17 protein-coding genes and 1 tRNA gene are annotated in these 18,205 nt (G+C 64.0%); 5 read left to right on the top strand and 13 right to left on the bottom strand.

The annotated features are described in order from the left end of the window. Window positions 1–96: 96 nt before the first annotated feature. The gene (locus P6U25_RS01450; protein ID WP_407149669.1) at window positions 97–504 is read right to left on the bottom strand and encodes a thiol-disulfide oxidoreductase DCC family protein; all 408 of its coding nucleotides are present in this window, start codon (window positions 502–504) and stop codon (window positions 97–99) included. Between the two features lie 262 nt (window positions 505–766). Between P6U25_RS01450 and P6U25_RS01445 the strand changes: the two genes are divergently transcribed. Next, window positions 767–1,276: a GNAT family N-acetyltransferase gene (locus P6U25_RS01445; RefSeq protein ID WP_407149668.1), complete on the top strand. Its 510-nt coding sequence runs from the start codon at window positions 767–769 to the stop codon at window positions 1,274–1,276. Window positions 1,277–1,440: 164 nt separating this feature from the next. Then, complete coding sequence (gene ppa, locus P6U25_RS01440) at window positions 1,441–1,971, top strand: inorganic diphosphatase (protein ID WP_407149667.1); 531 nt, start codon at window positions 1,441–1,443, stop codon at window positions 1,969–1,971. Window positions 1,972–2,142: 171 nt separating this feature from the next. On the opposite strand, the gene P6U25_RS01435 is transcribed toward ppa, so the two are convergent. The 3 genes from P6U25_RS01435 to P6U25_RS01425 are packed head-to-tail and all read right to left on the bottom strand — an operon-like array spanning window position 2,143 to window position 3,694. Beyond that, window positions 2,143–3,027 carry a bifunctional methylenetetrahydrofolate dehydrogenase/methenyltetrahydrofolate cyclohydrolase gene (locus P6U25_RS01435; RefSeq protein WP_407149666.1) on the bottom strand — a complete coding sequence of 295 codons (885 nt, stop codon included), beginning with the start codon at window positions 3,025–3,027 and terminating at the stop codon, window positions 2,143–2,145. Between the two features lie 21 nt (window positions 3,028–3,048). Further along, window positions 3,049–3,381, bottom strand: a complete 333-nt coding sequence (locus tag P6U25_RS01430) for a DUF167 domain-containing protein (RefSeq protein ID WP_407149665.1) — start codon at window positions 3,379–3,381, stop codon at window positions 3,049–3,051. Between the two features lie 22 nt (window positions 3,382–3,403). After that, window positions 3,404–3,694 (bottom strand): YggT family protein, encoded by a 291-nt coding sequence (locus P6U25_RS01425; RefSeq protein ID WP_066515135.1) that lies wholly within the window; start codon window positions 3,692–3,694, stop codon window positions 3,404–3,406. Between the two features lie 271 nt (window positions 3,695–3,965). Here P6U25_RS01425 and P6U25_RS01420 point away from each other — a divergent pair. Next, a tRNA-Ala gene (locus tag P6U25_RS01420) sits at window positions 3,966–4,041 on the top strand. A gap of 192 nt (window positions 4,042–4,233) precedes the next feature. Here P6U25_RS01420 and P6U25_RS01415 read toward each other — a convergent pair. The 7 genes from P6U25_RS01415 to P6U25_RS01385 all read right to left on the bottom strand — a co-directional run bounded on the left by P6U25_RS01415 (window position 4,234) and on the right by P6U25_RS01385 (window position 12,283). Beyond that, window positions 4,234–5,043, bottom strand: coding sequence for an enoyl-CoA hydratase (locus tag P6U25_RS01415; RefSeq protein WP_407149664.1), 810 nt, complete (start codon window positions 5,041–5,043; stop codon window positions 4,234–4,236). Between the two features lie 234 nt (window positions 5,044–5,277). Next, window positions 5,278–6,078, bottom strand: a complete 801-nt coding sequence (locus tag P6U25_RS01410) for a glutamine amidotransferase (RefSeq protein ID WP_407149663.1) — start codon at window positions 6,076–6,078, stop codon at window positions 5,278–5,280. Window positions 6,079–6,203: 125 nt separating this feature from the next. Further along, window positions 6,204–6,983 carry an SDR family NAD(P)-dependent oxidoreductase gene (locus P6U25_RS01405; protein WP_407149662.1) on the bottom strand — a complete coding sequence of 260 codons (780 nt, stop codon included), beginning with the start codon at window positions 6,981–6,983 and terminating at the stop codon, window positions 6,204–6,206. Window positions 6,984–7,235: 252 nt separating this feature from the next. After that, the gene (locus P6U25_RS01400) at window positions 7,236–7,739 is read right to left on the bottom strand and encodes a TerB family tellurite resistance protein (protein WP_407149661.1); all 504 of its coding nucleotides are present in this window, start codon (window positions 7,737–7,739) and stop codon (window positions 7,236–7,238) included. Between the two features lie 106 nt (window positions 7,740–7,845). Further along, window positions 7,846–9,255 (bottom strand): adenylate/guanylate cyclase domain-containing protein, encoded by a 1,410-nt coding sequence (locus P6U25_RS01395; protein WP_407149660.1) that lies wholly within the window; start codon window positions 9,253–9,255, stop codon window positions 7,846–7,848. A gap of 192 nt (window positions 9,256–9,447) precedes the next feature. After that, window positions 9,448–10,833 carry a cytochrome P450 gene (locus tag P6U25_RS01390; RefSeq protein WP_407149659.1) on the bottom strand — a complete coding sequence of 462 codons (1,386 nt, stop codon included), beginning with the start codon at window positions 10,831–10,833 and terminating at the stop codon, window positions 9,448–9,450. 79 nt (window positions 10,834–10,912) lie between these two features. Continuing rightward, window positions 10,913–12,283, bottom strand: a complete 1,371-nt coding sequence (locus P6U25_RS01385) for a hydrolase (protein ID WP_407149658.1) — start codon at window positions 12,281–12,283, stop codon at window positions 10,913–10,915. A gap of 150 nt (window positions 12,284–12,433) precedes the next feature. On the opposite strand from P6U25_RS01385, the gene P6U25_RS01380 reads away from it, so the two are divergent. Continuing rightward, entirely contained in the window at window positions 12,434–14,113 is a 1,680-nt protein-coding gene (locus tag P6U25_RS01380) for an MFS transporter (protein ID WP_407149657.1), read from the top strand. Window positions 14,114–14,153: 40 nt separating this feature from the next. On the opposite strand, the gene P6U25_RS01375 is transcribed toward P6U25_RS01380, so the two are convergent. Then, a complete protein-coding gene (locus P6U25_RS01375; RefSeq protein ID WP_407152725.1) occupies window positions 14,154–14,366 on the bottom strand; it encodes a hypothetical protein in 213 nt (70 codons plus the stop codon). 231 nt (window positions 14,367–14,597) lie between these two features. Between P6U25_RS01375 and P6U25_RS01370 the strand changes: the two genes are divergently transcribed. After that, on the top strand, window positions 14,598–15,665 hold the full coding sequence (locus tag P6U25_RS01370; RefSeq protein WP_407149656.1) for a polysaccharide deacetylase family protein: 1,068 nt from the start codon (window positions 14,598–14,600) through the stop codon (window positions 15,663–15,665). Between the two features lie 79 nt (window positions 15,666–15,744). Here P6U25_RS01370 and P6U25_RS01365 read toward each other — a convergent pair whose 3' ends face one another. Next, window positions 15,745–17,967: a hypothetical protein gene (locus tag P6U25_RS01365; protein WP_407149655.1), complete on the bottom strand. Its 2,223-nt coding sequence runs from the start codon at window positions 17,965–17,967 to the stop codon at window positions 15,745–15,747. Window positions 17,968–18,205: the final 238 nt, after the last annotated feature.

The following is an 18,205-nucleotide window of genomic DNA, read 5'->3' as shown; positions in this document are numbered from 1 at the left end:
AATCCATGCCCTGCAAGCGGCAAAATGGATTGCTTCGCGGAGCCTGTCATCGGGCGCGCGTTCGCGCGACCCGTTGGCTCGCAATGACGATCTGGGCTACTCCAGCACCCGCGCCCGCATGTCTGCGTCGGGCACGAAGCACGTCTCGTACTTCCCGAAGATCTTGTAGCGATTGCGCGCTACGAGGTTGTAGACCGCGTCACGCAGCGGCTTGGGGACAGCAAACAGCATACGGGTCCAACCCCATCGCGGCAGCATGCTCAGCACGGTCAGCGCCGCGTCCGACTTCATGTAAGCGATACCGCCGTGGACCACGGCGTTGGTGTCGGGATCGCCGGGGTCGATGCCGAAGGCCCTGGCGAGCCGCGTGCCGTAGTCGGACTGGATCGGCGTGAAGCGGAAACGGCGTGCAGCGTCGCGGGCGATGACGAAGCGGACCCAGCGCGAGCAGAACACGCAGACGCCGTCGTAGAGGATCACGTCATCGTCGGGCCAACCGGTCATCGGCTATCCAGAATGCACGTGGATTTCATCACAGAAGACCCGGCAACGAATCGATCCAGACCGAGTTTCCCCGGCGTCGGCCCTGCCAAAAGGCGATGCTGCCACCACTTGTCGCTTATGGATCACGAATCCGTCGCCGGAGGCCGAGGCCTGTCCGTTTTCGGTACAGGTTTTCGCGATACTGATGCAAAAAGCGCACAGGTTAACCGATAATTAAGGATGGACCTTGAAGGCGGCCGTCCGACTTGCTTTGATTGCGTCCATGAGCACAACGCTGATCGAGGTCCGGGCGGCCAAAGCTGCAGACGCAGCCGCGGTGGCGTCTGCGCATGACGAAGCCTGGCGCTCGGCGTATCAGGGCATCATCCCCGGCGCCGAACTCGAAAAGCTGATCAATCGCCGCGGCCCGCAATGGTGGGACAGCGCGATCCGCAAAGGCAGCCGCGTCAGCGTGCTGGTGTTCGGCGACAAGGTTGCCGGCTACGCCAATTACGGCCGCAACCGCGCCCGCAGCCTGCAGTTCGAAGGCGAGATCTATGAGCTCTATTTGCGGCCGGAATTTCAGGGCCTTGGCTTCGGCCGGCGGCTGTTCGCCGCGGCGCGCCGCGACCTGATCCAGAGCGGCCTGAAGAGCATGGTGATCTGGGCGCTTTCCGACAACGAGCCGGCGACCGAGTTTTATCGTGCGCTGGGCGGCCGCATGGTGGCGCGCTCCTCGGAGCGGTTCGGGCCCAAATCGCTCGACAAGGTGGCTTTCGCCTGGGCCAACTGAAAATCCTGCTTCTCTCGCAGCCGCAGCAAGGCTAAACCAGCCGCAGCGCTTCGCGCGAAGGCCTGCCCCGTGACAAGCCGGGGGTCATGCTGCTTTCGCACCCTGATAGCGCCAAACAAAAAATCACATCGTCCTCAACTTCCAAAGGCCACGCGGAGCAATCCATGCGTATCGACGCCATATCGACCGGCAAGAACCCGCCCCACGACGTCAACGTCATCATCGAAGTGCCGGTGGGCGGCGAGCCGATCAAATACGAGATGGACAAGGAGGCCGGCACGCTGGTGGTGGACCGCTTCCTCTATACGCCGATGCGCTACCCCGGCAATTACGGCTTCATCCCGCACACCCTGTCCAACGACGGCGACCCCTGTGACGTGCTCGTCGTCAACACCCGCGCGATCATCCCCGGCGCGGTGATGAGCGTGCGCCCGGTCGGCGTGCTGTTGATGGAGGACGAGGCTGGCGGCGACGAGAAGATTATCGCGGTGCCGTCATCGAAGCTGACCCAGCGCTACGACAAGGTGAAGAGCTACAGCGACCTTCCCGACATCACGCTGCAGCAGATCCAGCACTTCTTCGAGCACTACAAGGATCTCGAGAAAGGCAAGTGGGTGAAGGTGCTGCGCTGGGGCGACGCCGAGGAAGCCTGCAAGCTGATCCTGGAAGGAATCGACCGGGCGAAGAAGAAGTGACGGCTGGCTGCCAAAGCTCCCTCGCTCCGCTCTTGCGGGGAGAGGGCTGGGGTGAGGGGCTTTTCTCGGCGAACTCCAACGCCGAGGCCAATGCGCGGAGACTCCCCCTCACCCGACATTCAAGCACAGCTTGAATGTCGGTCTCTCCCCGCAAGCGGGGCGAGGCAAGAACTACACCGCCGGCGCCGGCAGCCCCTGAATGGCGCAAGCCGCGCGCAGCGTGTTCACCAGCAGGCACGCCACCGTCATCTGCCCGACGCCGCCCGGCACCGGCGTGATTGCGCCGGCGACATCGAGCGCTTCCTGGAAAGCGACGTCGCCGACCAGCTTCGGCTTACCGCCCGGCACCGGAATCCGGTTGATGCCGACATCGATCACGGTCGCGCCCGGCTTCAGCCAGTCGCCGCGCACCATCTCGGGCCGGCCGACCGCGGCATAGACGAGGTCAGCCTGGGCCACCAGCTTGGGCAGGTCGCGCGAGCGCGAATGCGCGATCGTCACCGTCGCGTTCTCGTTCAACAGCAATTGCACCAGCGGGCGGCCGACCAGATTGGAGCGGCCGATCACGATCGCGTTCATGCCCTCGATCGAGGGATGCACGCTCTTGGTCAGAATGATGCAACCGAGCGGCGTGCAGGGCGACAGCGCCGCGAGGCCGCCGGCGAGCCGTCCGGCGTTGTTCGGATGCAGGCCGTCGACATCCTTGGCGGGATCGATCGCATTGATGATGGTTTCGGTGTGCAGCGATTTCGGCAGCGGCAGTTGGACCAGGATGCCGTGCACCAGCGGGTCGCGATTGAGACGCTCGATCAGAGCCAGCAGGTCGGCCTGCGAGACATCCGCCGGCAGCTTGTGCTCGAACGAGGCCATGCCGGCGGCCTGGGTCTGGGTGTGCTTGCTGCGGACATAGACCTCGCTTGCGGGATCGTTGCCGACCAGGACAACGGCGAGCCCCGGCGTGAGCTGATGGTCGCGCTTCACTCGGGCAACTTCGCCGGCCACGCGGGCGCGAAGCTCGGCGGCGATGGTCTTTCCGTCGATGATACGGGCAGTCATGTCAGTCCTTTGTCTCCGAAATCATCCGGGTCCGGATCGTGCTTTGGTGGCGGTCAGCCTCCGCAACGTCTCACCCAGGCCCTTCGGATCCCCGTCGACCGCCACCTGCTTGAGCCGCGAGGTGGCGCCGGAGAGGATCCTCACCCTGGCCTTGGGCACGCCAAGCGCCTTGGCAAGCAGCTCGCTCACTGCGCGGTTAGCTTCCCCGCCCTCGGCAATGGCGCGCACCCTGACCTTCACCACAGAGCGGCCGTTCGCCAGGGTTTCGATCCCGTCGACGCCATCGCGGCCGCCGCGCGGCGTCACGCGCACCGCGATGCTGATGCCCTCGGTGGAATAGCGCCAAGGGTCCATCGACGAGGCCCCTCGAGAAGGGTCAGATGACGTTCGGGTAGATGTAATACATGATCACCCGCTCGATAAACATGATGATCAGGATCACGATGATCGGCGAGATATCGAGCCCACCCAGATTCGGCATCACGTTCCGAATCGGCCGCAGCACCGGCTCGGTGATCCGGTACAGGAACTCGGCCACCGCCGAGACGAACTGGTTGCGCGTGTTGACGACGTTGAACGCCACCAGCCACGACAAGATGGCGGAGGCGATCAGGAGCCAGACATAGAGGTCAAGGACGATGATGACGATGTCGAGGACGGCACGCATGTGGTGGGAGCTCGCGGGTGGGACAGCTAGGTCAGCACGACGAGACCAGAATGAACCGTCATCGCGCTTCTTTTGAGCATGATCTTCCGGAAACCAGCTACGCAGTTTCCGGACCATGCCCTAGATATCGGTTCATCCCCCCGCAAACAAGGGAAGTTCCCGGTCGGCGGGCCCGAAAACCGCTGTTTCAGCGTTCTTGACTTGGCCTTGGGCCGGACTGTAAATGGCGCCCGACTGTCGGCCGGGATACTCAGCACAACCCGGTTGCGATGGGGCCATAGCTCAGCTGGGAGAGCGCATCGTTCGCAATGATGAGGTCGGCGGTTCGATCCCGCCTGGCTCCACCACGCTTCGCCCTTCGGGCTACGCGTGGCGCAGCCACGCAAGAGCCTGAAGGGCGAAGCGTGGTGTCCGGCGAAGCCCAAAGGGCGAAGACGGACCGGTTCAACACCCCCTCTTATCCGCTCACACGTAGCGCTGCCCCGCCACAGCCCGAAGGGCGACGGCGGGCCCGGCAAACTCAGACCAAATCCCTCCCCTCACGTCCCCGTAAACCGCGGCGGCCGCTTCTCCACGAAGCTCGCGACGCCCTCCCTGAAATCGTTGCTCTTGAGCGCGATCTGCATCTCGCGGTTGGCGTCGATGGTGGCTTCAGCCAGCGTCTGGAACGGCACGTCGTAGAGCTGGCGCTTGATGGTGGCCATCGCGCTCGGCGAGACGAAATCGGCGAGGTCGCGGGCATAGGCGTAGGTTTCCTCGCGCAGCCTCTCCGGCGCGCAGAGCCGATTGACGAGGCCGATACGCAAGGCCTCCTCGGCTGATACGCGCCGCGCGGACATCAAGAGATCGAGCGCGTTGGCGTGGCCGACGATCTGCGGCAGCATCCAACTGATGCCGTGCTCGGCGATCAGGCCGCGCCGTGCGAACGCCGTCGTGAACACTGCATTGTCAGCCGCAAAGCGCAGATCGCAGTACAGCGCGTGCACGAGGCCGATGCCGGCGGTGGCGCCGTTGAGCATCGCGATCACAGGCTTCTTGATTGCGGGATAGTAAGCGTAGCGCGTTTGCCAGTCGGCACGTCGGTTCATGTCGAAAGGAATGCTCTCGCCACGCCTGACCTCGTTGGGGTCGATGCCCTTCAGCGCCTCCATGTCGGCGCCGGCGCAAAACGCGCGGCCCGCACCTGTCATCACGATGACGCGGACGTTTTCGTCGCCGGCCGCGGCTTCCATCGCGCGGCGAACATCGCGCTCCATGATCGCCGTCCACGCGTTCATGCGATCGGGGCGGTTGAGCGTGATTGTCGCGATCCTGTCGCTGACGTCATAGAGGATGTGTTGGTAGCTCACGGCGATCTCCCTATGGTTCATTGTTATCGGCGCGCGCGTCTTTGCCGCGTCGTCGGCCGCTGCACGCGATACTAGAGCAATTTCGGTTCTGAATGAATCAGAACCGAAGCTCTAGATTCTTGTTTTGACGCGTTTTCTTCACGCGAACCGGTATCCACTTCGCTCGAAAACGCTCTAACACATCTGTCGAGATGAAACCGCGGGCAATGCCGCGAGCAATATTCCGCGCTGCGGCTATTCCGCGGCTTGCAGCATCATGGTGCGCGGCGTGCGCACGATCCAGCCATCGATGAAATGCTTCAGCCACGCACGCTCGACAGCATCGTGGACGGCGCGTTCGGCGAAGTGCAGATGGCGCGGCTGCGCGCCTGGTGACTCCATGCGCACGCAACCGCGCGCGGTCCAGCGATGCATCATGGCGTAGGTCACATCGGGATGGAATTGGAGACCGAACGCATTGTCGAACTGGAACGCCTGGATCGGGAAGTCATCGCCCGCGGCCAGCAGCTCCGCGCCATCGGGCAATTGAAATCCCTCGCCGTGCCAGTGATAGACGCGCGCCGGCCAGTTCGGGCAAAGCGCGTGGCCGGCGGCCGTCGGCCTGATCGGGTAGTAGCCGACCTCGACGCGCCCTTGCGGATGCGGCGCGACCTCAGCACCAAGCTGCCGCGCCAGCATCTGGGCGCCCAGGCAGATACCCAGGAACGGCCGCTGCTCGCGCAGCGGCACCGCGATCCAGTCGATCTCGCGCCGCACATAGTCGTCGGAATCGTTGGCACTCATCGGACCACCGAAGATCACCGCGCCGGCGTGCTCGTCGAGCGTCTCGGGCAACGTATCGCCGAACCGCGGGCGGCGGATGTCCAGCTTGTAGCCCAGCGTGCGCAGGGCGTTGCCGATCCGGCCGGGGGTCGATGTTTCCTGATGCAGAACGATCAGGATCGGCCGCGTCGGAGCCGCTTCCGGCGTGGCCGCGGCCGGCCTTCGATCTGCGAAGGGCAGCACGGCACAGGCTTGGTCCGACCGGAACGACATCGTCTCTGCTTGAGAATGCGGCACGTAGGGCGGGATCATAGCTAAGCAGTTCTTAATATCGCGTGAGTTTGCGCACACCCACGCGAAGCAAATCGCAGGCCAGAAACAATTCGACAGATAACGGTTCAGCGCTTGCGGAGCTGAAAGCCGCCGACCGCCGCCAGGATGAATGAGCGCGGGAAGAGGCGCAGCAGGAACGGCACGAGCTTGATGAACGGCCCGGGCAACACGGCGCGCTTGTTGGCCATGAGTCCACGATAGGCCTGCCTCGCGACCTCTGCCGACGAGACGTTGAGGATGGCTGAATCGAAGCCCGGCGCAAACCCGGCGCGCGCCTGAAATTCCGACGGCACGGGGCCCGGGCACACCACGGTGACACGCACGCCATGCGGCGCCAGCTCGCAGCGCAGCGCCTCGGAGAACGACAGCACATAGGCCTTGGTGGCGTAGTACACGGCCATGCCGGGTCCCGGCAGGAAGCCGGCAATCGAGCCGAGATTGAGGATGCCGCCGCGATTGCGGATGAGCTGGTCGGCGAAGCGCAACGACAGATCGGTCAGCGCGCGGACATTGACCGCGATGATGTTGAGCTGCTCCGTGCGGTCAAGCTTCGTGGCGTGGCCGAACAAACCGAAGCCCGCATTGTTGACGAGATATTCGATCTCCACACCGGCCTCGGACAGAGCTGCCGCGATCTTGTCGCCGGCATCGCTCGCCTGCAGGTCACAGGGAATCACGATCGGCGTCGGGCCGCCCTTGCCGCCGAGCTCGTCGGTAAGCGTTTTCAGGCGATCGGCCCGCCGCGCCACCAGCGCCACCCGGTGACCGTTCGATGCAAACACACGCGCCAGTTCGGTGCCTATGCCCGCCGATGCCCCGGTTATCAGCGTCACACGCTCGGTCACGATCCAAACTCTTATTTCAAAATTCCAGAGAGTTCTCGAACGGCGGCGACGAGAGCATAGGCATGCGGTGTGAGCAAGCCACCCCTCGGCATATCGACAAGCTGCTCTGCACAGCTTTCAAGCGAAACGCCGGATTTTCAGGCGGATCGCCCATGATCGCGGCAAATCACATCGGACATTAAAGTTTCGTCATCTGTGATGTTGATGCGATGATGTCCGAGTTGACACAATAGGCCTGTCGATCAGGGCGTGTCAGATTGCCGCGTCCGCGGTGCCCCACGGGCCCTTCGGCAGCGACGCCTGTTTCTCGGCCACGCGATGCTTGAGATCGATGCGGTCGCGCGAGGAAATGCCGAGCAGGTCGGCCGCGCGCCAGACCACGTTGTCCTCGAACTCGCTGACCTCACCATCGGCATAGACCAATTCCCACATCATCTCGACGATGCGCAGCCGGCCTTCCTCGTTCACCGAACGCATGATCACGCTGGTAAAGTGATAGAGATCGACGGCCTCGCCCTCGACCCGCATCGCGGAGGCGATCAGCTTGTCGGCGCTGCCGGGATCGAGCTGGAAACGGCTCTCGATCAGGCTATGCAGCTTGCGCTTCTCGACTGCGGTCGGCTCGCCGTCCAGCGACACAACGTGAACCAGCAGCGCGGTTGCCGCCAGACGGTAGTCGCTGTCGCCGAACGTCCGGTCGGTCTGCGCGTCGGGGGACACGATATCGGCAATGAATTGGCGGAGTCCGTCGAGCATCGTTCTCTCTGTCGAATGGGCTTGATGAAAAGCTATATGGCGTGGAAACAGAACCGGTGCAATCGGCGCCGGTTCCCGCACCAGCATTACGTTTCGGCAATCTCAGCTACGGTATCTCGTACACCACGAGCTTGTCGGCGATCCCGCGCAGTGCCGCCTCCTTCTGGATCGGCCTGATCGCTGCGCGATCCAGAATGCCTGCAACTTCAGGTGATTCCATCACCGGCTGGGTCAGATGAATTTCCTGCGACGTCGACAAGCTCTGCACCCGTGCGGCGATGTTCACGGTCTGCCCGAAATAATCCTGCCGTTCGTTCAGCATCACCGCGAGACACGGGCCCTCATGAATGCCGATCTTGACGATCAGGTCTTCCCTGCCGCGCTCGGCGTTGAGCTTCTTCATCGCGGCGCGCATGCGCAGGCCTGCCGACAGCGCGTCCTCGGGCTTGATGAACGTCGCCATCACGGCATCGCCGATCGTCTTCACCACCGCGCCGTGCTCGGAGGCGATGATCTCGAGCAGCGCATGGAAATGCGCGCGCACCAGATCGAATGCGACGAGATCGCCGACGCGCTCATAGAGTGCGGTCGAACCCTTCAGATCGGTGAACAGGAAGGTCAGCGCGGTGATCTTGAGCCGCTGATCGACGTTGAGATTGTCGGCCTTGAACACGTCGCGGAAAGTCTGGTTCGACAACATCCGCTTCGCCGTGAGGATCGGCTTGCGCTTGCCCAGCAACTTGTGCAGCGGATCGCCCGCGATCCAGACCGAGGGCAGCACGCGGACGCCAGCCTGATTGTCCAGCGAGAGCCGCAGCGGCCCGGGGCGCATCGTCGAGGTGCCGGTCGGTGCGTGCAGCTTGTTGAACGCGATCGAAAACTGCTGACGCTCGGTGGTGGGCTCGCCCTCAATGGCAAAGAAGTGCGCCGAATGCGTCACCGGCTCAAACACAATGACGAATTCGTTCGGCAGATTGAGCGATAGAATCGCCTTCTCGCCGGGCGGCATTTCCAGCCCCTCCAGCGCCACCTCGTTGATCAACGTCGAAACCGAACTCTCGTCGAGCTCGATGCCCGAGCTCCAGAATATTTGCCGGAAGTATTCCCAGATCGGCAGCGAATTGGGATCATGCGCGGCAATGTGGCGGACTCGCGGGCTGACGGTAAAGGCCACTTCGACGAGGTCATCGACCGAAGCCTCATAACCCGCCGCGCACAGCGCGCAATTGTAGTCGTCATGACGCAGCGACTTCAGCGTCGCGTGGGCGTCGAGCACGCCGCCACAGCCCGGACACAGCACGTTCCAGCTCATGTCGAACAGGCCGAGTCGCGAAGCATGCAGGAAGCTGGAGATCACCTTCTCCTGATCAAGTCCGGTGCGGTAGGAGAAATCCAGCAGGTTGATACGATTGAGATCGCGATCATGACCATCCGCGATCAACTGCTGCATGGCGTCGACGACGGCGCCATCGGCCGTCTGCCTGAGGACTGCGAACTGGGCCTGCGTATCACTCATGGTGGGACCTCAAGCATGATCCGGACCGGAAGGGCCGCGTCATTCTAGCGCAAAAATGTGAAGCCGTGTGACCTTGCGTGCGACGCAAGGCGTTCGCATAGGGGTCACGCCCCGTCACGAAACCGACGTGCAACGAATTTCAACCTGATCGCGTCTCGTTTAGATGAGCATGCGGAGGTAGCCGCGCAAGGGCTAACGCGGCGTGATCGCGAACATCGGCGAGCGGTCGGGCTGCGTCGTCACCACGCCGACCGGCATCACCGGCTCCTTGTCAGCCAATGCGACGCGGAACGTGCCAATGATCCTGGCGAGCGCGAGCGTCGCCTCGACCAGCGCGAAGTGCGCGCCGATGCAGACCCGCGCACCGACGCCGAACGGCAGATAGGCGAAGCGATCGGGCGGCGTGCCGGTCATGAATCGCGCCGGCACGAACGCGTTTGGATCACGCCACAGCCTTTCGTGTCGGTGCAACAGCCACGGCGCGATCATGATTACGTCACGCTTCCTGACCGGCAGGCCCGCGATGGTGTCCGGACCTCCGGCGGCGCGTGCGATCAGGAAGGCCGGCGGATAGAGCCGCATGGTTTCGTCGATCACCGCGCGGGTGAATTTCAGCCGCTCGATGTCGAGCGTGCCAGCTCCTGCCACGCTGCTGACTTCTGCCGCCAACTGCTCCTGCGTCGGAAGATCCAGCGCCAGCAGATAGAGCGCCCAGAACAGCGTGGTCGCCGTCGTTTCGTGGCCGGCCAGAATCATGGTCGCGACCTGATCGCCGAGCTGCGCGTCGGTGAAGGCCTCGCCGGTTTCGGGATCACGAGCGGCCTCCATCAGGTCGAACAGGTCGCGCGCCGGTGCACTGTCATTCTTCCCGGCCGCCCGGCGCTCGGCCATCAACTGGCCGACAAACGCTGTCCAGCGCTTGCGGAAGCGGGCGCGCTTGAAATCTTGCGGGCTCGGCCAGCCGAGCGGCAGCAGCAGATCGAGCATGTGCGGCCGGGCCAGCGTCTCGCCGTATTCCATTACGAAGTCGCGCAACGCGGCGCCGTGACGGTCCATGCCAAAGGAGAACATGGTGCGACCGGCGATCTCGAGCGTCATGCGCTGCATGGCCTCGCGCAGATCAACCGGCCCATTGCTCGCGGCCTTCAGCTTTGTGACGGTCTCGTCGGTCACCGCGACCATCGTGGGCACGAGCGTCATCACCGCACGCGGCGTGAACGCCGGCGCCAGCGTGCGGCGCTGATGTTTCCACGCCCGGCCTTCGGCGATCAGAAGTCCTTCGCCCAGCATCGGGCGCAGTACACGAATGCCGGCCGGCGTGCGGGTGTAGTTTTCGTAATTGTCGACCAGCACGTGGCGGATCGCATCGGGCGCGTTGAGGATGAAGCTGCTGTGGCCGAAGAAGCGGCCCTGGATGATGTCGTCCTGATAGGCGCGACGGCCCCAGGTCTCGATCGGCGAGTTGCACATCGCGCGCATCCGCCCGAACGCGGTCATGTTGTCGGGCGCACGCGGAGGCGCCGGCGGCACCAGCGGCCGCCGCGTGACCGTCACGTCGGAGACTTCGGCTATGCTCATGGTTGTCGGTCCAGTCTATCGCGACGTCAGATCCAGACACGCAATCCCGGCACCGTGAAGGCGCCGACCATAACAAGAGCTAATAGGTCAGCTCAGCGATCGCAATCCGGTTCTCCGATGCCGGCCAAGCCCGCGCCACGATCCGCTCCTCATTGAAGAGGCCGACCACGGGACGGCCGACCTCGGCTGCCGAAAGCCGCAGCGTCGTCACCGAATCCGTCGGCACGCCGGGCTTCACGTCGGCCGGCTCCTTGCCATCGAGCAGCACGACATCGCGCGGCAAACCGAAATAGCCGCGTGGCCGCGACATCATGATGACGGCGCCGGCGCCTGCATCTGCGGGCAGCAGCGGCCGCGCCGCGCGCAGATGCACGATGTCCGAGGAGCGCGGAAACGGCGAGCGATAGATATGCGTCGTCACTGCATTAGGCGCGGTCAGCACGAATTCGAGCGGCCAGGTGGGATCGACCTGCGCCGGCCCCCAGCGTCCGTCTGAACCCGTCTGCGAGCTGTGCAGCGGCGTGCCGATGCGCTCACCGGTTTCTGCCGAGACACGATAGATGTCGACCGATGCGCCCGACACCGGACGGTTGGTCGGCACGCCGCCGGGGGTGCCCGTGACGAGGCCGCTCAGCCTCACCGTCGTCTCCGGCGTGATGCCGATCCGCGACGGCTCACGCCCTGCGATGAATTTGTAGATCTCGCGGAAGGCGTGCGGATGGAACGCGGTCTCGCGATGATCGAGCGCGCCGAGCACCAGGTTGGTGGCGCCCTTCAGGGCCGGGCCGTCGGCAGTGACGTTGGTGGGCATGCCCGGCTTGCCAACAAAACGACCGTCGGCTTGGGCGTATTTGTCGAGACCGTCGCTGCGCAGCGTCAGGAACGCGGTGCCTGGCGTCACCTCGCTATCGCCATCGTTGAGGCCGCGCAGGAACGGGCCGCGGCCGTTGAACTCGTTGCCGAGCCCCTCGTCCCAGGCATAGACGCCGTGGTTCGGCGTGCCGCACAGCACGGCATGGCTGACATCGTCGCCACCGCCGTTCTTGATGTAGTTGCGGATCGCGTAGCCACCGCGCGAACTGCCGACCAAGGCGATGCGTGCGGCGCCGGTCGCCTGCTTCAGCTCCTTGATCGCCTCACCGAGCTCGCGGCGCTGGTCGTCCGTCGAGGAGCGGCCCGCCTGCTCGACCTTGTCGTCGGCGCGCGCCAGCGGATCGGTGAAGTTGACCGCGAGCAGCCGCTGGTGTGGCACGCCATTGGATTCCATCCGCCAGATCGTCGTCATCCAGAGCGGCGCCTGGTCGCCATTGCCGTGCACGAACAGGATCGGCGGAATATCGCCTCCCGGCGCATCGGGCGCGGCCTGCGCCATTGCCGAGCCGCCGAGGCGGCTCCCCAGCAGAGACAGGGCGCCGGCCCCCTTCAGTATCGTCCGCCGCGACAGATCCATTGTCCCCTTCCCCAAGCCTTTCAGTCCTTTAGCTGTGTCTTACATCCGCAATGGATACCGTAATTGCTGGACAGGACGCGCTTTTCGCAGGCATCAGTTGATGCTGCCGGAATCATTCAGCAAGCCATAGCAGGGCAAACGGAACCGGATATGACCGCAGCGCCTGATCGTACTGACAGTATCACTGCGCCGTTACGGCACTCAATCTTCAGGCGGATCTGGCTCGCCAGTCTTCTCTCCAATCTCGGCATCCTGATCCAGGGCGTCGGCGCGGCCTGGGCCATGACGCAGATGACGCCGGAGGCCGACAAGGTCGCTCTGGTGCAGACCGCGCTGATGCTGCCGGTGATGCTGATCTCGATGCCCGCCGGCGCCATCGCCGACATGCACGACCGCCGGATCGTCGCGCTGGTGTCATTGGCGATCGCGCTCACCGGCGCCACCACGCTGACCGTGCTGGCGTGGCTCAACATGGTGACGCCGAACATCCTGCTGGCGCTGTGCTTCGTCGTCGGCAGCGGCATGGCGCTGTTCGGCCCGGCCTGGCAATCCTCGGTCAGCGAGCAGGTGCCGGCGGAGACGCTGCCCGCCGCCGTCGCGCTCAACGGCATCAGCTACAACATCGCGCGCAGCTTCGGCCCTGCGATCGGCGGCATCGTGGTGGCGGCCGCCGGCGCCGTGGCGGCATTCGCAGCCAACGCCGTGCTGTATTTGCCGCTGCTGGTCGTGCTGTTCCTGTGGAAGCGCGTCAGCGAGCCGTCGCGGCTGCCGCGCGAGCGGCTGAACCGCGCCATCGTCTCGGGCGTGCGCTACATCACCAATTCGCCCTCGATCAAGATCGTGCTGACCCGCACCATGGTCACCGGCATCATCGGCGGCTCGGTCTCGGCGCTGATGCCGCTGGTGGCGCGTGATCTCCTGCATGGCGGCGCCCAGACCTACGGCATCATGCTCGGCGCGTTCGGCATGGGCGCGGTGATCGGCGCCCTCAACATCAGCGAAATCAGGCGCCGTCTCAGCGGCGAGGCCGCGATCCGCGCCTGCACGCTGATGATGGGCGGCGCCATTGCAGGCGTTGCGCTCAGCAAGGAGCCGGTGATCACGGCCGCGGCGCTGGTGATCGCCGGCGCGGCCTGGATGCTCGCGGTGGCGCTGTTCAATATCGGCGTGCAGCTTTCGGCGCCGCGCTGGGTGGCGGGCCGCTCCCTGGCCGCCTTCCAGGCCGCGATCGCCGGCGGCATCGCGATCGGAAGCTGGGGCTGGGGCCGCATCACCGACGTCGCCGGCGTCGAGACCGCGCTGTTGATCTCCGCCGCTCTGATGCTGCTGTCGCCCCTGCTCGGCCGCTGGCTCAGGATGCCGCCGGTCGGCGCCCGCAACGAGGACGCCACCGAGGCGCTCGCCGATCCCGAGGTGCGGCTGCAATTGACCGGACGCAGCGGGCCGCTGGTGGTCGAGATCGAATATCGCGTGGCGCAGGACAACGCCCGCGCCTTCCACAATGTGATGCAGGACGTGCAGCTCAGCCGGCAGCGCAACGGCGCCTATGGCTGGTCGATCGCGCGCGACATCGCCGATCCAGAGCTCTGGACCGAGCGCTATCACTGCCCGACCTGGCTCGACTTCCTGCGCCAGCGCAACCGCGCCACCCAGATCGAGCGCGAATTGCATCAGAAGGCGGCCAGCTTCCACATCGGCGCCGAGCCGATCCGGGTGCGCCGGATGCTGGAGCGCCCGTTCGGGTCGGTGCGATGGAGGGAGGAGACGCCGGATCGCGCCGCCAACGAGGTGATCCCGGTGGTTGCGACCGCGGCCGGAAGCAGCACGTAGCCCTCTGCCGTCATTCACACAATTATATCAACGCAGAGACCTACTGCCCGTGCTCGGCCAGCGTCCGCTGGCACGCTTTGCTCAGGCGGCCGCGATGCTCCTTCAGGCAGGCCAGCACGACCTGATCGCCGTCATTGAGATGAGCGCGGCAAAACCGCGTGGCATCGCGCGTGCAGGCGTCATGCCCCTGCTGCGCGGACGCCGCGGACGCAATCAGTGCCAGCGGAAGGAAAGCAAGCAGGAATCTCGTCATCTCAAAAGCCTCTAAGGAATACGACGCCTTGGTTCTATAGCGTTCCGACCCAGCGAAGAAGCTTGAAGCGGCGCAGGCGGCAGCCACCTGACTGTGACGATCGTCACGCAAAGCCAAGGCGTTCTTTTTCTTGCGCTCCCGGCGACTTGTTGGGACCGCGTTAAGACCTTGTTGGCATTAATCGCTCGTTACGGCTGTGGCGTATCCCGAGTCCTGAGGAAGTGAATAGCGATGCGTAATGCGTTGGGCCTGATGCTGGCCAGTCTTGTAGCGGCGGTTGCGATCGCCGGAGTGTGGTTCTGGACCTCCTCCCCGCGCGCTGATGCCTCTCCCCCACAAACCGTGGCCGCCCGCACGCCCGATCCGCTGCCCGCGGCGGCAAAGGCGGCGGCCAAGGACGATGTCGAGACCACTGCCGCGCTGTCGAAGCGCGCCGACGCGACCACCGCCACGGCGCAGCCCGCGGCAGCTCCTGCCCCGGCGCCAGCACCCGCTCCCGTCGCGGCCGCACCCAAGCAGGCCTGCGCCAATCCAGATGCGCTCGGCGTCAGCCGCACCGTCGTGGTCGACACCTCAGGCGGTCCGGGTTTCGGCTTCCTGCAGTACAAGCAGTACGACTTCCTGACCGACAAGGAGGTCGTGCTGACCTTCGACGACGGTCCGTGGCCGACCACGCCGGCCGTGCTCAAGGCGCTGGCGGATGAATGCACCAAGGCCGTGTTCTTCCCGATCGGCCTGCACACCACCTATCACCCGGACATCCTCCGCCAGGTCCTCGCCGCGGGCCACACCATCGGCGCCCACACCTGGTCGCACGCGCATCTGGCGAGCAAGAAGATCACCGAGCAGCAGGCCAAGGACGAGATCGAGAAGGGCTTCAGCGCCGTGAAGATCGCACTCGGCACCGACCCCGCGCCGTTCTTCCGCTTCCCGGCCCTGGCGCACACGCCGGCGACGACGGCCTATCTCGGCTCCCGCAACATCGCGATGTTCTCGGTCGACGTCGACTCCAACGACTTCAAGTCCAAGAGTGCTGACGAGGTGATCACCAACGTGATGACCAAGCTCGAGAAGCAGGGCAAGGGCATCATCCTGATGCACGATTTGCAGAAGCACACCGCGCAGGCGCTGCCGACGCTGCTGCGCCGGCTGAAGGCGGGCGGCTACAAGGTGGTCTGGATGAAGCCCAAGACCCAGCTCGAGACGCTGCCCGAATACGATGCGATGATGACCAAGCTCGAGAAGCCGACCGCATCGGGCCGCCCGATCGGCAACGTCGTGCAGACGGTCGCTGAGTAAAGCGACCGCTTCGCCGGGATCATCCGCTCAACGCAACAGCGCCCCTGGATTCCGATCCAGGGGCGCTTTTTTTGAGCCGTCACTTTACGACGGCCAGCCGAACGTCCCGCTCGGACGGATCGGGGACGGGCTCGGCGCTGGAATCCACGCGCGGAGCCGTCGCAAAGCAACCGAAGATCGGCATCACCGTTTCAAGGTCACCGCGGTAGGCTTCGTAGTCTGGCGCCCCCGGGCGGACGAAACCGAGTTGTGGCGCTTGGTCGACCATGCGCCTGAGGACGATCGGGGCGCTCGCGGGAGTAAAGTGCGCGCCACCGGGATTTGACAGTGTCGTAATCAGACCGCGCAACGGCTCGGTGTTCTGTTCGGGGCGCGACACCATGATCAGCCGTATCGCACCCCCTTCGAGGGTCACGAAGCTCATGAACGGCCGCCCGTGCGGAATGTACACTCGGCCCTTTTGGGTGTGGCCCGTATCAATGCGTTCCCGCTCCTCGAACGCGAGGCAGGATTCCGCTTCGTCCCAATGAAGGGTCAGGAGGTAGGCATTGATGGTGTCGGCTGCCGAGAACGCCGGCCGGAAGCAGACATAGCGGCCCTCCAAACCTTCGACGCTTGCGCGCGTGTAACCGCCGAGATCGTCCATCGCCACGGACCTGGATGGCTGCGGGACGTCGATATCCTCGGCTGTTGTCGGCGTGTCATGCGAGGAAATAGTGATGTGCGGATCCCTGGCTGCGCGCTCGACGCCATCCTCGCGTATCCGTTCGGACTTATTGAATACCGCGAGAACCACGGCACCAACCACAAGGCCAATTAGCCCCGTGCTCAGTGCGATGGTGAGGACTGCGTGTTCCGGATGCAAATAGAACTGAGCGAGCAGCGAGTCGCTAAGCAAGGACCCGACCAGCCATCCCGCCCCGGCAAGGGCAAGCCCGTTTCCGACTGCGCCGATGCCGGCCAAGCGGTACCACTTCCAGTGCAAGGAGCCCACATAGCAACAAAGGAGCCCGAGCGAGATCGTGCAAATAAAGGGCGTAACCGTTCCGGGCAGTCGCTCGGAAAACTGCTGCAGTACATCCTGAAGCCCCTGTCCCTGCATCAACGCCGCCACGAGGGGGATACCGATGCGCAAGGCGATCGACAGTCCCGCGACGATCAGGCCCGCGATGACCAACTCCGCAACAGGCGGGTATGCAGAACTGTCGTCTTCATGACGCGCAATGAAGCGCTGTGCCACCACGATTGCACCCAGGACGGCGAAGCCGATCGAGACACCGAACGTGGTTGCAATGGTCAAGGCCTGGCCGACCGAGACCGGATGCGTCCCCGGCATGAACGCCAACATGGCGATGCTCAGTAAAGTGACGAGGAGGATGGTCGTCGCCCACTGGTCCAGTCCGAACGTCGGCGTTGGACGGGCATCAAATCCCATCCCCGACAGTCGCTGCAGCCGCCCGTTCTGGGTTATTTCGGAGAACAGGACGTAACGCGCAACGAGGCCGCAAGTGAGGTTCGTGACCTCTGCAATATTGCAATTCAACATCTCCTTTAGTTCGTGAGTGGGTTGCGGAGATGTGAAAAAAGCAAGGCCACTGTGCATCAGTTCTTCGTAACGGACGTCTGCACGAGAAGCTGCCGCTTCACCCATTTGCATGATGATCGCGTAGGCGGATCGACCATGTCTGTTTCCGACGAATTCAGGTGCGGCCCCCGTGCTCCTGGGCGCAACGAATAGATTGTACAGAGCAACAGCCCTGGTGAAGCGAGCGGGAAGCGTACCGTCTCTGCGGAAATCCAGCGCTTGCGGGCTGATATTCTCCGAAATGATCTTGGTGACCCGGCGTCGAAGGCTCTCCGTAGGTTCAAAATCGGCGCCTTGCGAGAGTTCGACTGCGAGCCGGTCGGCCTCACGCGGAATCGCCGCCAGCTTGAAGCAGAATGTGCGCGCCGCGGTGTCGATCCGCGACACCTGGCGAAATTGCGAGGCGACAACAATGACGAGCGTGGCTACGATCGGAGCGTATTGAGCGAGTTCAGCTTGCGCCTCGGGATCGACCTGAGTGAGCTTGTTGCCGATCCAATCGAATCCGATGCTGCCCTGGACAAGCCCGATCATGATGACCAGCCAAAGCGGTACGATCAAGGCGCAGTAAAACACCACGCCGCAGAAGAACAGTGCGAAGGTCGTACCGGAGCGATTGGTGGGTGGAGAATTGAAGCGCGTCCATGCGACCAGGAAAAGTGCGAGGACCGCAATAATCCATTCGCTCTTCATAACGATCTCTTGGAAAATGTTCATGTCACGCGCTCCCACGCAACAAACGGCGTTTGAAATACTGGTGCTGCCCTCGTTCGGGCAACGCAATTTCAAGGGGAGGGTGCGAGCCAGGCATACGATGCGCTTCGCTCGCACACGTGCCCCAAGCCATCCAGCAAAGTAGGTCAAGCGACAGGAATGCAATGTGAAGTAGCACACACGTCGGCGGAAAATTCCGCCCTTCGAGAGCGTGTCAGCCCATCTTCACCGAAAGCGGAAT

It is taken from the genome of Bradyrhizobium sp. ORS 86 (assembly GCF_045571475.1).
Classification (GTDB): domain Bacteria; phylum Pseudomonadota; class Alphaproteobacteria; order Rhizobiales; family Xanthobacteraceae; genus Bradyrhizobium.
Note: the sequence above shows the minus strand (reverse complement) of the source record. Positions and strands in the feature narration are given on the sequence as shown.

Bases quoted from the DNA above. Each gene is read 5' to 3' on its own strand.
- P6U25_RS01395 (WP_407149660.1), bottom strand. From the start codon at position 9,255: ATGAGTGATACGCAGGCCCAGTTCGCAGTCCTCAGGCAGACGGCCGAT.
- P6U25_RS01365 (WP_407149655.1), bottom strand. From the start codon at position 17,967: ATGAACATTTTCCAAGAGATCGTTATGAAGAGCGAATGGATTATTGCG.
- P6U25_RS01410 (WP_407149663.1), bottom strand. From the start codon at position 6,078: ATGTCGTTCCGGTCGGACCAAGCCTGTGCCGTGCTGCCCTTCGCAGAT.
- P6U25_RS01375 (WP_407152725.1), bottom strand. From the start codon at position 14,366: ATGACGAGATTCCTGCTTGCTTTCCTTCCGCTGGCACTGATTGCGTCC.
- P6U25_RS01450 (WP_407149669.1), bottom strand. From the start codon at position 504: ATGACCGGTTGGCCCGACGATGACGTGATCCTCTACGACGGCGTCTGC.
- P6U25_RS01430 (WP_407149665.1), bottom strand. From the start codon at position 3,381: ATGGACCCTTGGCGCTATTCCACCGAGGGCATCAGCATCGCGGTGCGC.
- P6U25_RS01425 (WP_066515135.1), bottom strand. From the start codon at position 3,694: ATGCGTGCCGTCCTCGACATCGTCATCATCGTCCTTGACCTCTATGTC.
- P6U25_RS01400 (WP_407149661.1), bottom strand. From the start codon at position 7,739: ATGCTCGACGGACTCCGCCAATTCATTGCCGATATCGTGTCCCCCGAC.
- P6U25_RS01380 (WP_407149657.1), top strand. From the start codon at position 12,434: ATGACCGCAGCGCCTGATCGTACTGACAGTATCACTGCGCCGTTACGG.
- P6U25_RS01390 (WP_407149659.1), bottom strand. From the start codon at position 10,833: ATGAGCATAGCCGAAGTCTCCGACGTGACGGTCACGCGGCGGCCGCTG.
- P6U25_RS01445 (WP_407149668.1), top strand. From the start codon at position 767: ATGAGCACAACGCTGATCGAGGTCCGGGCGGCCAAAGCTGCAGACGCA.
- P6U25_RS01385 (WP_407149658.1), bottom strand. From the start codon at position 12,283: ATGGATCTGTCGCGGCGGACGATACTGAAGGGGGCCGGCGCCCTGTCT.
- P6U25_RS01370 (WP_407149656.1), top strand. From the start codon at position 14,598: ATGCGTAATGCGTTGGGCCTGATGCTGGCCAGTCTTGTAGCGGCGGTT.
- ppa (WP_407149667.1), top strand. From the start codon at position 1,441: ATGCGTATCGACGCCATATCGACCGGCAAGAACCCGCCCCACGACGTC.
- P6U25_RS01435 (WP_407149666.1), bottom strand. From the start codon at position 3,027: ATGACTGCCCGTATCATCGACGGAAAGACCATCGCCGCCGAGCTTCGC.